This is a genomic window from Swaminathania salitolerans (assembly GCF_007988945.1).
Classification (GTDB): Bacteria; Pseudomonadota; Alphaproteobacteria; order Acetobacterales; family Acetobacteraceae; genus Swaminathania; species Swaminathania salitolerans.
In genome coordinates this window covers 76,397-89,043 of the sequence record NZ_BJVC01000002.1, presented here as the reverse complement: position 1 = coordinate 89,043, position 12,647 = coordinate 76,397, and the positions used below count along the sequence as shown (strand labels likewise).

Below are 12,647 nucleotides of genomic sequence, written 5' to 3'. Positions count from 1 at the left end.
TTCCGGAATCCTGTTCATCGTCTTGCGTCCGGGCGCGGCCATCCGGCGCGCCTGCCTTTATCGGCCCGTATCAGAGGCGTTCCGCACGGCGCCGGAACGCCCACCCGGGACACCAACCTCGGTCGGGAACAGTCGACTCAGCTTCTCCTGACGTCGAAACCCGAATCCTCGATTACGGTCTCGAGCGCCGAAAGCGGTATGTCAGCTCCTGCTGTCTCCACCGTGACTTCGCCCGTGGCGTGATCGGCCGAGACATGCGTCACGCCCGGGATACCGGAGAGCGCCTTTTCGAGGCGGCTGGAGCAACCGCCGCAAGACATGCCATCGACTTTGATCTGTACCGGTGTGGCCATGGTGAAATTCCTTCGTCAGTCAGGATCGGTTCATTGTTAAAGGAGAATGGGGTTATAAGAGAATGGGGCGGCAACATGTTGCATTCAATGTCGGGTTTCGACAGTATGAACGCCTCCGACTGAAATCCCTCCTCCCGAACCGAGGTCGATGCGCCCGAACCGCCTCCTTTCGATCGTGCTTCTCTCGCTGCTTTCGCTGGCGGGCTTCTTGCACGCATTGCCGGTCCATGCCGCTTTCGCGACTGCAAGCATGAAGCATTGTGCGATGCACGATATGGGCAGGACAAATCCGGCGGCGGAAAAAGGCGCGGCATTCCGGCAAGACAGTGCGCACAGGACTGAGCACAGCACTGGGCACAGGACTGGGCAAAGGACTGGGCGTGGAACGGAGCGGGTCGCATCGATATCGCCCCGGGACCGGTCGGGCCTGCCCGCACTGCGCTTCGCGTCTTCCCCCAGACTGGACAGGGAGGCTTCCTCCGCCCCGGGCTGCCCGGACGCCGAGGAAAAGAGCGCGCCCTCCCATACGCCATGCCATGCTTGCGTGATGGATGCGGCCTGCATGCCCGGATTTGTCGCCGTTCTCGAACGGACCGGCCTTCATGGCAGGAAGATCGCCACGCATTCTTTCCATCCGGCTCCGGTGCTCCATCTTGCGGAAAGCCGCAGAGCGCCCGATCTGCGCCCCCCCAGAGAGACCCTGTCAGACATACACGCCATCTGACACCGACGACCGCAGAACCCGGCTCGAAGCACGACTCAAAGCACGGCGCGGTCGCCATCTCTTTCTCAGGGTTATTCCAATGCTGCATCTTCCAGCACGCCGCGCCGCATCGACGCGTCGGCGCTTCGTCACCGGGCTGGCCGGGCTTGGCGCCTCGGCACTCCTCCCGGACGCATTTCACGGGAACGCGGGCGCCCTCATTCCGGCAGCCGGGGCGGAAACGCGCGCCGCCTCCCCCTATGCCATCCCCGAACGGTCAGCCGCGCATTACGATCTCACCATCGATACACGCCCCTGGACGGTCGGATCGCGCACCGGCCAGGCATTCACGGTCAATGGCTGCGCGCCCGCCCCGACGCTGCGCTGGCGTGAAGGCGACGACATGGTCATCACCGTCCATAACCGTCTTCACGAACCGAGTTCGATCCACTGGCACGGCCTCCGGCTGCCCGCCAATATGGATGGCGTGCCGGGACTGAGCTATGCGGGCATTCCCGCGCGCGGCAGCTTTACCTATCGTTTTCCCGTACGGCAGTCGGGCACCTACTGGTATCACAGCCACTCGGCCATGCAGGAGGCCCAGGGTCTGGCAGGCGCCCTGGTCATCGACCCGGCAAGACCCGATCCCGATCCCTGCGAGCGCGACTACGTCATGGTGCTCTCCGACTGGAGCGATGTGGACCCGCATGACATCGTCAGCAATCTCAAGCAGCAGGACGACTATTACAATTTCAGGCAGCGCAGCGTCGTATCGCTTTTTCACGAGGCCCGCTCCCACGGCCTGCACGATGCGCTTGCGTCGCGCCTGAGATGGTCGCGCATGCGGATGTCTGCCACGGATATCTCCGATGTCAGCGGCGTGATCTACAGCTATCTCATCAACGGGCAGACTCCGGACGGGAACTGGACCGGTCTCTTCGACCGCGGCGACCGCATAAGACTGCGTGTGATCAACGCTTCGGCCATGACGCTCTTCGATTTCCGTATTCCCGGACTGCGCTTCTCGATCGTTTCGGCCGACGGGAACGAGGTCGAACCCGTTCCCGTCGATGAGTTCCGGATCGCCCCCGCCGAGACCTACGATCTGATTGTCTCACCGACCGAACTGCGGGCCTACACGATCTTCATCCAGTCGGAAGACCGGACGGGTCACGCCAGGGGGACGCTTGCTCCGCGTCCGGGCATGACCGCGCCCGTGCCACCCATGGATCCCCGTCCGGTACGCAGCATGATCGATATGGGTATGGGCATGAATATGGGGCGTGGCGACAAGGCCGCGCCGCAACACGCGGCCCATCGCGGTCATACCGGTATGGCGAACATGGCCGGCATGGCTGACATGGCCGGTATGGCGGATATGGCAGGCATGGCCGGAATGCATGGAGCCGATGACGGGGCGCCCCCCGTGGAAGGACGTGTGAAGCCCGTCCCCGCGCCGGTGGTGGTCGACCCCGGTCCGCCTCCGCGCAATGTGGAAAACCAGAATATCGCCCGGCATCCGATCGACCGTCTCGACGACCCCGGCGACGGACTCGAGCATAACGGCCGCCGCGTCCTGACCTACGCCATGCTGCGCGCGCTCAAACCGGGGCCGGATCGCCGTCCGCCGAGCCGGGAGATCGTTCTGCATCTCACCGGCAACATGATGCGCTACATATGGGGCTTCAACGGGAAGAAATTCTCGGAGGCACCAGCCGTCAGGCTGCGTCTTAACGAACGCGTCCGGATCACGCTCATCAACGACACCATGATGGAGCATCCCATTCATCTCCATGGTTTCTGGAGCGAACTGGAAAACGGTCAGGGCGATCTCCGGCCGAACAAGCATACGGTTCTGTCGCAGCCCGGATCGCGCCTCAGCTATCTGGTCACCGCAGACACACCGGGCATGTGGGCGATGCATTGTCACCTCATCTATCACATGCATCTGGGCATGTTCCGGACCGTGGTGGTGTCATGAGCGCGCGCTTTCTCTCCCGGGCGGCACTCCTGCGCGCGCTCCTCGCCCTTTCCCCTGCACTTGGCGAGATGGTCGCCCTGTCGCCCGTCTCCGCTGCGCCACGCACGGTCGCACTGCCGTCAGGGACCGCAAGCCCGGCAACCGGGAATCCCGCGAGCATGAAGAACGACGATGGGCCGACCTATATAGACGGCGTGAAGCCCGTCATGGATCAGGGCATCTGGGTGCATGGCCTGCTCAACCAGTTCGAGGGGCGACTGGACGGAGCGAACTCCAGCTTTCGCTGGGACGGTGAGGCCTGGGCCGGGGGCGACTATAACCGCCTCTGGCTGCGTTCCGAGGGAACGATCACCAAGGGCCGGATGGATGACGGGGATCAGGAACTCCTCTACAGCCGCTCGATCTCAACCTATTTCGACGTCCAGTCGGGTATCCGGGTCGATCTCGACAGCGGCCCCACCCGGACATGGGCCGCTTTCGGACTCCAGGGGCTCGCCCTCTATCAGTTCGAGTTCCAGGCGACCGGCTATGTGAGCGATCGCGGTCGCTTCGCCAGCCGCTTCGAGGGGTCGTACGATATCCTGATCACGAATCGGCTGATTCTCCAGCCGCAGGTGGAACTGAATCTCTATTCGAAAGCGGACAAGCCCCGAGGCAGTGGCGCGGGTCTCTCCGACATCGATACCGGTTTGCGCCTCCGCTATGAGATCTGGCGCAAATTCGCGCCTTACATTGCTGTCACCTATGACGGGTATTTAGAGCAGGCGCGACATTTCGCACGCGAACGCGGCGACACCGCCGGAGCACTCCGGCTCACATTCGGTATCAGAAGCTGGTTCTGAGGCTTCCGGCGCCGGACAGGGGAAAGGAAGAGGGCTGATCGCTCCAGCGGTCATCCCTCTTCGGCGTCACATGCGACGCCTTTGCAGAAAATTAACATTACCCACGATGTGTTGACTATTATCGCTATTTTAACCAGTTTCCATCTCAAATCATGAGTGTTGCATCGATACAACAGGCCTTACGCCCATATTGTGGGACCGCCAGATTGAAGCCCAAGGCGCTTGTCATACTCCGAAATAACTTTAGGGAAGCGTCAAATGACGCCGTTCGACCGGCGTCAAGTCCGATCCGTGAGCAAGAGTGACCATGACCGCCTCGACGATGAAGAAGACGAGTTTCCTCTGGATGGCCGGCACCGTCCTCGGGAGCCTTTTCATCGGACATCAGGCGTTCGCTCAGAGTCAGGATCGGGGGCAGAATACGGGGGAAACGACCCAGGTCTCCGCCAATCTCGATCCGACGGAAAAGGTGATGTCGGGGCAGAGCCAGGGCGGAAAGAACGCCGACAACCCGCCCAATCTGTACGGCAGTCCCTATGATCGTTCGCAGAAGACGCTGGGAACCGTCCGTCATCCTTTCGTTCCCGTGCCGGGAAATGAATCCCTCTTCCCCGAGAGCTTCAATGCCTGGCTGAAGCAGCCGACAATGACCGGGGACTGGGGTGGGCTGCGCACCCGTCTGCAGAACATGGGTATCGTCCCGCAAGGACATTATCTGCAGGATACGGCAGGCAACCCGACGGGCGGGCGGGCCCAGACGACACGCTATGCCCATGAGGTGGCACTTGGCGCGGATGTGAACTTCGCCCAGCTGACAGGCCGGAATTTTGGCATGTTCCACATCCTGCTCACCGAACGAACCGGCGCCGGTATCGGACAGCAGCTCCCGGCCCTGAACAGCCCGCAGGAGATCTTCGGATCGGGCGAGACGATCCGTTTCACGCGGCTCTCATGGGAGATGCAGTGGAACCGCTATGTCGATACCGAGATCGGCTGGATCAATACCGAAAACGACTTCGCCCAGTCCACGATGCACTGGGGCATGAACCTCTATTGCCAGTTCGAATCCAACGCGATCTGCGGCATGCCCCAGGCGCTCGCAAGCAACTCCGGCTACGGCTACTACCCCACAGCCCATCCGGGCGCCTTCGTGAAGCTCTTCCCCTTCGGCGATGAGCGCATGCTGGTATCCGCCGGCATCTACAACGTCGACCCCACGATTTCCAACACCGGCTATGCCTGGAAAATGTGGCTGCACAATTCGACGGGTGCCTATCTGCCCTTCCAGATCGGATGGCATTTCGGTGGTACCGACACGAAGGGCCGTCTCCCCACGAATATCAAGTTCGGTGGCTACTGGGATACGTCGGAAGTCAAGAACGTCTATTCCCAGCTCGCAGGCTTCGAACCGAGCGGGGTCAATCTCGGCAATCTGCCCGTCGACAAGGTGCGCGGCCGGTACGGCGGGTGGTTCGAAGGCGATCAGATGCTCCAGCGCGATGCGTCCGACCCGAACCGCTCCACGGTTGCATTCCTCTCCTTCACCTGGGGTGACCCCCGCACGGCGATCGCACCATACTACATCACCTGGGGTATCGTCAGGAAAGGCACGTTCTGGAACCGGCCCAACGACACCATCAGCATTGGCGGCAAGTTCAATTTCGTGAACCCGAAACTCGGGAGCTATGTCGGCCAGCTTCAGGAGATCCAGGGCGGAAACAGCGGTCTGCTCAAACCGAGTGGCGAACATGCCGGCGAAATCAACTATGGATGGCGTCCTGCGCCCTGGCTGACGGTACGACCCGGTCTTCAGTATATCTGGCATCCCGGGGGGACGAACCGCTACAAGAACGCATTGCTGATCGATTTCGAGACGGGTGTCAGCTTCTGAAGGCACCCCCGAGACGATGGATCCGGGATGCGAGGGCTTCGCTCTTTCATAAAACTATCATCTTATATTTGTATCTTCCTGTTGCTGGCGCCGATAGAACGACCCGGTCACTCAGTCCGATCGAGGTCACAAGATGCAGTTTTCCCGAATGCTCGGCGCCGTTTCGCTTTCTCTCGCGCTGACCTGCGGCGTCGCCAGCGCCGCCACCATCACCGGGGCCGGATCGAGCTTCGCTGCCCCGATCTACGGGGTCTGGGGAAATTCCGCCCAGAAGGCCATCGGCATATCCGTCAATTATCAGAGCGTCGGTTCGGGCGCCGGGCAGAACCAGGCGATTGCCCGCACCGTCGATTTCGGCGCGTCGGACAAGCCCATGGAGGCATCCAAACTCGCCACCAACAAGCTGTACCAGTTTCCGACCGCCATGGGTGGTATCGTCGTGATCGTCAATGTCCCCGGGATACCGGCCGGCATGCTGAAGCTCGACGGGCCGACGATTGCCGGTCTGTATGATGGATCGATCGCAACCTGGGACGATGCGCGCATCAAGGCACTCAATCCCGGCCTGAAGCTGCCGGATGCCGATGTCGCACCGATCCACCGCGCGGATGCCTCGGGCACGAGCTTCGTCTTCACCTCATATCTTTCGAAGGTGGCACCGAGCTGGAAACAGAAATTCGGCGCGGGAACGTCGATCGCCTGGGCGGGCGGTGCAGGCGCACGCGGCAATGACGGCGTCGCAGCCGGCGTCAAGGAATCCGAAGGCGGGATCGGCTATGTCGAATACGCCTATGCGAGCCGCAACCATCTGAACATGGCGCAGCTGCGCGATCACGATGGCGCTTTCATCCAGCCGAATGCAGCGTCCTTCGCCGCTTCGGCGTCCCATGCCGACTGGGCGCATGCCGATCACTATGCCGTCGATCTTCTCGACACCCCCGGCGCCAACGCATGGCCCATCATGAGCGCGACCTTCGTCCTCGTGCCGACCAACCCGCAGGATGCCTCCCAGGGCAAGGCGGTCGAAAGCTTCTTCGAGTATTCGCTCAGGAACGGCGATGCAGAAGCCAGAAAGCTCGACTATGTGCCGCTTCCCCAGTCCGTCAAGGACGACGTCACCAAGAACTGGCCCAAAAACTGAGAGCGTTCCTGCTGCGTTCCGGATCCGGAACGCAGCACCGGCTCCGATGGGCTACCTGTCCCGGGTCTGGATTCTGCTCCAGACCTGACGCAAACCTGCCAGATGCAGCACCCCGAAGGTGAAGCAAATGGTCGAGCTCCACCACCAGAACGCCGTACTCCGCCCGGGAAACCATATCTGCATGGGCGCGAACGCCAATCCGCGCAGAAGATAAAACGCGGTGATCGCACAGAGGGCGATACGTAAAAGCGGCAATCGCGGCAGCACCCCTGCCCCCGAGAGGGCATAGCCTCCCCAGACCAAGAGAATACCGGCAATGCAAAGGGTGATGACTGTCGGATAGGCCTCACCGGCAGCGGCCATCCGGGCGATGGCCTCGCCCGCACCCAGCCAGCGGTACCACGCTGCGCCGAACCAGATACAGCCCAGATGCAAAAGCGCGCCCGCGAAGCTGCAACAGGCCGCGAGAACCAGCATCCGGCTGAGGCGGTTTTTCCGCATTCTTTCCGTTTCTCCTATCGACTGGCCGGTTGCGGTCATCCAGCAAGGGCGCAATCGATACCTACGCACACAGGGCAACGCCGGGAAACTGACATGGGCGTGAGAGGCGCTACCGACCCGGGGGCGTCGATGCGGTGTTCCTGCCTGAGATGCGCAATGCTGAAGCCATTGCTCGAGCGTCCTGCGTGATCGATCACAGCGACCCGACGCAACAGGACGCGTTGGCGCCGTACCAGCGGACGATACGTCCGCCGAACGGTGCTGATGACGGGCGCCCCCCCGGCAAGTGCCGGATCCATCCGGACGCTACGACCGGCACGACAGGGCAACGGCGTGATACCGCTTACAGGCCTCCGCGAGACGGAGTGCCTCTGCTTGCGTTTCCGCACATCGCCACTCGCGCCCGCACGCAATCCGGACAAGGCGCGCGCGATCCCGTCCCTCCCGCTCGTTCGGGGGGGGAGGTCGATGCGTTTCGTCACACTGAAAGGAAATATTCGAAACGAAACCGTGTTACATATAAACGATACCGCTGCGGTCTTTTATTTACTTGTCGTTTACAAATAGGTCTTTCAACAATAAACACTGAATACTGTATTGACTCTTTGTCGTCTTGAGGTCCATGCTCCGTCTCTATCAGGCCAGCAGGTCTCCTCCGACGGATCGCACCGGCCCAAGCCTGACCCGAAATTGCAGGAAAGAAGGAGAAAGCCATGAGATGGTGGGGACCCGCACACGCGCATTTCGCGATGTCCGACATGCAATCGCTCACCCTGAGCATTTCAGCCAGTCTCTGTCTCGTTGCCGCCGCCGGGCTGGCGGGATGGCGTTACAGAAGAAAGATGCTCAATGCCGGAAGACAGATCCGTATTCAGTGAACAAGGCGGGGAGCAATAATGCCGCGAAAGGCGATCATCGCAATCGCGGCAAGCCCCAGCGCGACGGCGGGAAAGTAACCGACGTCCTGATGCGCAAGTAAAAGACCACCGATGATTCCGCCGAGGGAAACCGCACCGTTCCACGCGGTCGTTGCCATGCCCTGAGCGACATCCATGGCGTCACCGCTGATATGCGCCATGGCACTCTGGGTTATCGCAGCGAACCCTCCGGATGACATGCCCCAGAGAACGACCGCGAAACAGACGACCTGCGCCTCGCTCAGCGCCGCAGCGAGAAGGGCTGTCGCGAGAATCAGCATCAGGATGCCGATCGTACCGAGTCCGGCGAGATATCGATCGATCAGAATACCGGTCAGAATGAGACCGGCAACCGAGCCGGCTCCGAAAACGAGCAGGAGTCCATCGACGCGATGTGCCAACCCGCTCGGCGCCAGAAGAGGCTCGATATAGACGTAAAGCAGGCTGTGTGCGGTGACATAGCTGAAGATGACGAGCAAGACCGCGACGATCCCGGGGCGTCGCAGCACCGAGAGCAGATCCAGCCGGGTGCCGCCTCGCATACCCGCGACATCGGGAAGAGCGGCAATGGCCCACAGGCCGAGAAGCCCACTCGAAATGCCCACTCCGGCGAAAACCCCTCGCCAGCCGAGCACCTGTCCGATCAGCGCACTCAGGGGCGCCCCGAGGACGAGCGCGAGTGTCACGCCGCTCCCGGCAATCGTGATGGCCCGTCCCCGCGCAGGCGCGGGAGCGAGACGCGCCGCGTATCCCGCGAACAATCCCCAGATGAGCCCGCCTGCGCATCCGGCGAGGAAACGCAGAACCAGAGAGGCGGCGAGATTCGTCACGAGGGCATTTCCGCAATCGGTCACGAAAAACCCCGCAAGCCCAGTGAGCAGAAGCCTTTTTCGCCCCATTTCCCGTGTCAGCGCTGCGCAGGGCAGCGCCGAAAGGAGCGCGCCCAGGGCGAAGGCCGTGATGAATTGCCCTGCGCCAGACTGGGGAACACCCAATCCGGCGCCTATGGACGTGAGCATACCCGCTGGCATGATCTCCGTCAGCAAGGTCACACAGGCGGCCAGAGCGAGTATGGTCAGAGCATGCCAGGGCAAGGACGCCTCCTGCGGGGCTTCGCAAGGCGACCCGGAGGGCAGGCGCGATGCCGGGCGTTCTCCGCAATTCTGGCTTTCCATACGCTCACTCCCCTCCCCGCCCGGTTCGGACGGCCCTGTCCTGTTCGCACCACGCCCTGCATCGTGATGGGCCGCTCTGTTCCGCAGGGTGGCGGCGCAGCTCTATAGCAGACCCGGCCCGAACGGAATGACCCATCATGATGCAGGGCGCGGTTGCGGCACGAAGAGGCGGTTATCCCCGTCGGGCGTCTGACGGGGATAACGGCGCAGGACGATCGGCACCCAGGACCCTACACCCGGTACCTCGTATCAGAATGCCGCCGTCAGACTGAGGTTGAAGGAGCGGCCCAGCCCGGCGAGAGGCGCAAACCGGTTCGTCCGGCGGTAATCGCCGAGGGACAGCCCACCGAGAGGCAGATAATATTTCTGGTTGAACACGTTCTCGATACTGGCATCGAGCGTGAGCTTGCGCCAACGGTAGCTTCCGCCCAGACCGAGGAGAGCGTAGCCGGGTGTACGCGGCTCGTCACGCAGCCAATCCACCGTGGATTTGCGCTTGACCAGCGTGACATCCACGCGCCCGGTCCAGTTCTCGTAGGTCTCGCGCAGGCCGACCGTACCGTTGACAGGCATTTGCTGATAGAGCCCGGAATGGGTCACGAAATCCTGACCGCGCACCCACTGGAAGGTCGAGACGAGTTTGCCGCGACCGAACCGGCGCGTATCCCAAAGACGCAGCTGACCCGAGCCGTTGATGCCATAGCTCTGCGCGTTGTGATTGGCAAAACGCAGCTTCTCCCGGCCGTTGGGAAGCTGCCCCAGCCGGACGACGTTGATGTAACCCTGGGTATAGGTGTAGAATGGCTGGACACGGACATTCCACCCCTCCCCTGCGGGATCGTGCCAGGTCACCGTCATGCTCGCCGTATTGGCGATCTCGGGTTTGAGGTCGAGATTGCCGACATAGCCGTTTCCATCCCCGAACCATCCGATCATGCGGGTCGCCATCGATCCGGCGCCCCAGGCGTAGCGTTCGTACATGTTGGGCGAGCGCGTCTTGCGGGCATATCCCCCTTCTATGAGAAGACTGTCGCGCGCGACCCAGCGTCCGGTCGCGGTCACATCGAAATTGGTATCGGTACGCGCATGGGAGCGCGCGTTGAACTGCTTTGCGGCCATGATATCCGCCATCTGCATCATGCCGGTCCAGGAATAGGGCGCGACCTTGCCCGTATTCATCATCACGAGATCGCTGCGCAGCCCGAGCTGCGTCGAGAAACGACGCGTCCACTGCGCGTTCCATTCGATATAATGCCCGAGACGATCGCGATGGCCGTCATTGATGTTGTGAAAGGTCCCCGGCCCCATCATCATCTTGCCAGCCACCGGCGGCCACCAGTCATTGAGCCCGTTATGATCGAAGCCGCTGCCGAGCTTGAGGCTGTGTCGCAGCGAAAGCGGTATCGTGACGTCGATCGCATAACCGGCAGTGCGCGCGTCGGTGTTCATCGGCATTCCGGTCGTGGCGCTGTGGCCGCCCTTGTCGCCGAGCATGTTCATCACATGATCGACGCGCTGCCAGAATCCCCGCACATCCAGCGTTCCCCAGTCGAACGACCCGCGATACTTGCCATTGACGAAGGTGGAGCGGTTATTCGTCATATCCATGTACTGGTTCGGAAAACCCTCATACGGGATATCCTGCTGGCCGAAGGTCACGGCGACGAGGTGATTGTCCTTTTTCATTCCGGCGGTCACGGCATGGTTGAAGCTCAGATAGCTCGTCGAACGAACCTGTCTGCCATCGCCTCCCGTATGATAATTGCTCGCATGGGCATATGACCCCGTATAACGCAGGCTGAACATGTCATTCGCGACGGTCACCGTGCCCGAGGCACCCGACCCGCCCCCGTTGCTGCGATAATCCCCACGGACATGACCGGTCACGAGAACATGGCCGGACCGGGCGAAGAGCGGGTCGCGACGTTCGATCCGGATCGTCCCGGCCGTACTGTCGCCTCCCAGGCTCACCGGGGTGATGCCCGCAATCGCCTCGGCATGGGAGACCGCGTCCGGATCGATATAGGACATCGCGGGATTCATGTGATTGGGGCAGGCCGAAGCGATCCGCATGCCGTCGATGATGGTCGCGACACGATCGTCCGCCATCCCGTTCAGCACGGGAAGGGCAGATACGCCTCCGGCGCTTTGCACGTTATAGCCGAGCGATCCCTTGAGAAGATCGGCCGTATCGACGCTATGAAAGGCGCTTCGTCTCATTCCCTGAACGGTGAGATACTCCGTCGGTGTTTCGTCGGCTTCGGCTGTGGTGTCGGATGACGGAACCGGTGTGGCGGCGGGAGCGGCGTCGGAGACGACAGTCTCCCCGCGATCCGCCGCGCGCACATCGAAGGAGACGAGAAGCGCCAGAAGAGAGGTGCATCCCAGCGCACGCCGCGCGCGGCTGTGCAGGCTGCATGAATGTTGCAGAAACATATAGGGTGGTCCTGAAGCTGATGGGAGGAAGCACTGCTCCCGACCCATACACCCCGACCATGAGCAGGGACGTCGTCAGAAGCAGGCGAGCGGCTTCAGGAGGAATGGCGGCGCCTGGGACGGGGGCATGGCCCAGCGACAAACCGGAGGCGCGCGCGCGGGCGGCATCGCATGTCGGCAACGATAACGGAGAACACGGATAAAGGCCGCAAAAACGAAAAGAGCGAGAAAAAAGGCTGCAAACTGGAATAGCGGACAGAGCGCACAGCCCTCATCGTGATGATGGGTGCCTTTGTGACGGTAATGGTCGCGCCCGGGAGCAATCATCCCGGACATGTCGTCGCAGCCGCTATGGGGCGCCTGCACGAGGGCAGCGGCAATATCTATCCCGGTCAGACGCTCGATCTCGGCGCGCGGGGTTTCATCGTATGAGGCGAGACTCTGCAGTGCGAGCGTGCCGAGCAGAGCGCTCAGCATCAACAGGACGATCGGCAGACGCAATCGCCATCGCGTCTGGTCGAACCTCCTTCCCGAACTGGCGAAACGATGAAGCGACACGATCCCTGAACCCGTTTTCTTTCACCGGGGGGTTACAACCCCCGGAACGACACGTCCAGTGCGAATAAACCGGACACGATTACTCTCCTATTCTTCCTGTGGAGGTTGTCGAAGCAGCTCGCCGGGACAGATCGTCGCAAAAGGTCGTC

General features: G+C 61.8%; 11 protein-coding genes. 6 read left to right on the top strand and 5 right to left on the bottom strand.

Annotated features, from left to right (window positions below; translation table 11 throughout):
* Nucleotides 1-137 precede the first annotated feature (137 nt).
* Nucleotides 138-353 carry a heavy-metal-associated domain-containing protein gene (locus SSA02_RS04460; protein ID WP_147092762.1) on the bottom strand — a complete coding sequence of 72 codons (216 nt, stop codon included), beginning with the start codon at nucleotides 351-353 and terminating at the stop codon, nucleotides 138-140.
* Between the two features lie 562 nt (nucleotides 354-915).
* On the opposite strand from SSA02_RS04460, the gene SSA02_RS12690 reads away from it, so the two are divergent.
* From SSA02_RS12690 to pstS, 5 genes are all read left to right on the top strand, one after another.
* Nucleotides 916-1,077 carry a hypothetical protein gene (locus SSA02_RS12690; RefSeq protein WP_186807672.1) on the top strand — a complete coding sequence of 54 codons (162 nt, stop codon included), beginning with the start codon at nucleotides 916-918 and terminating at the stop codon, nucleotides 1,075-1,077.
* Nucleotides 1,078-1,156: 79 nt separating this feature from the next.
* Nucleotides 1,157-3,037 (top strand): copper resistance system multicopper oxidase, encoded by a 1,881-nt coding sequence (locus SSA02_RS04455; RefSeq protein WP_147092761.1) that lies wholly within the window; start codon nucleotides 1,157-1,159, stop codon nucleotides 3,035-3,037.
* The gene (locus SSA02_RS04450; RefSeq protein ID WP_246103632.1) at nucleotides 3,034-3,879 is read left to right on the top strand and encodes a copper resistance protein B; all 846 of its coding nucleotides are present in this window, start codon (nucleotides 3,034-3,036) and stop codon (nucleotides 3,877-3,879) included. The genes SSA02_RS04455 and SSA02_RS04450 overlap by 4 nt, the downstream gene beginning before the upstream one ends.
* A 307-nt stretch (nucleotides 3,880-4,186) precedes the next feature.
* Complete coding sequence (locus SSA02_RS04445) at nucleotides 4,187-5,770, top strand: carbohydrate porin (RefSeq protein ID WP_246103631.1); 1,584 nt, start codon at nucleotides 4,187-4,189, stop codon at nucleotides 5,768-5,770.
* 133 nt (nucleotides 5,771-5,903) lie between these two features.
* A complete protein-coding gene (gene pstS / locus SSA02_RS04440; protein ID WP_147092760.1) occupies nucleotides 5,904-6,911 on the top strand; it encodes a phosphate ABC transporter substrate-binding protein PstS in 1,008 nt (335 codons plus the stop codon).
* A 51-nt stretch (nucleotides 6,912-6,962) separates the two neighbouring features.
* Here the strand turns inward: pstS and SSA02_RS04435 are convergent, their stop codons facing one another.
* Nucleotides 6,963-7,412 carry a hypothetical protein gene (locus tag SSA02_RS04435; protein WP_147092759.1) on the bottom strand — a complete coding sequence of 150 codons (450 nt, stop codon included), beginning with the start codon at nucleotides 7,410-7,412 and terminating at the stop codon, nucleotides 6,963-6,965.
* A gap of 713 nt (nucleotides 7,413-8,125) precedes the next feature.
* Here SSA02_RS04435 and SSA02_RS12685 point away from each other — a divergent pair.
* Nucleotides 8,126-8,290 (top strand): hypothetical protein, encoded by a 165-nt coding sequence (locus SSA02_RS12685; protein WP_186807671.1) that lies wholly within the window; start codon nucleotides 8,126-8,128, stop codon nucleotides 8,288-8,290.
* Here SSA02_RS12685 and SSA02_RS04430 read toward each other — a convergent pair.
* From SSA02_RS04430 to SSA02_RS04420, 3 genes are all read right to left on the bottom strand, one after another.
* The gene (locus SSA02_RS04430) at nucleotides 8,284-9,423 is read right to left on the bottom strand and encodes an MFS transporter (RefSeq protein WP_186807670.1); all 1,140 of its coding nucleotides are present in this window, start codon (nucleotides 9,421-9,423) and stop codon (nucleotides 8,284-8,286) included. The two genes, SSA02_RS12685 and SSA02_RS04430, sit on opposite strands and share 7 nt — an antisense overlap.
* Nucleotides 9,424-9,753: 330 nt before the next feature.
* Entirely contained in the window at nucleotides 9,754-11,940 is a 2,187-nt protein-coding gene (locus SSA02_RS04425) for a TonB-dependent receptor (RefSeq protein WP_147092757.1), read from the bottom strand.
* A gap of 75 nt (nucleotides 11,941-12,015) precedes the next feature.
* Complete coding sequence (locus tag SSA02_RS04420; protein WP_147092756.1) at nucleotides 12,016-12,498, bottom strand: hypothetical protein; 483 nt, start codon at nucleotides 12,496-12,498, stop codon at nucleotides 12,016-12,018.
* Between the last annotated feature and the right edge of the window lie 149 nt (nucleotides 12,499-12,647).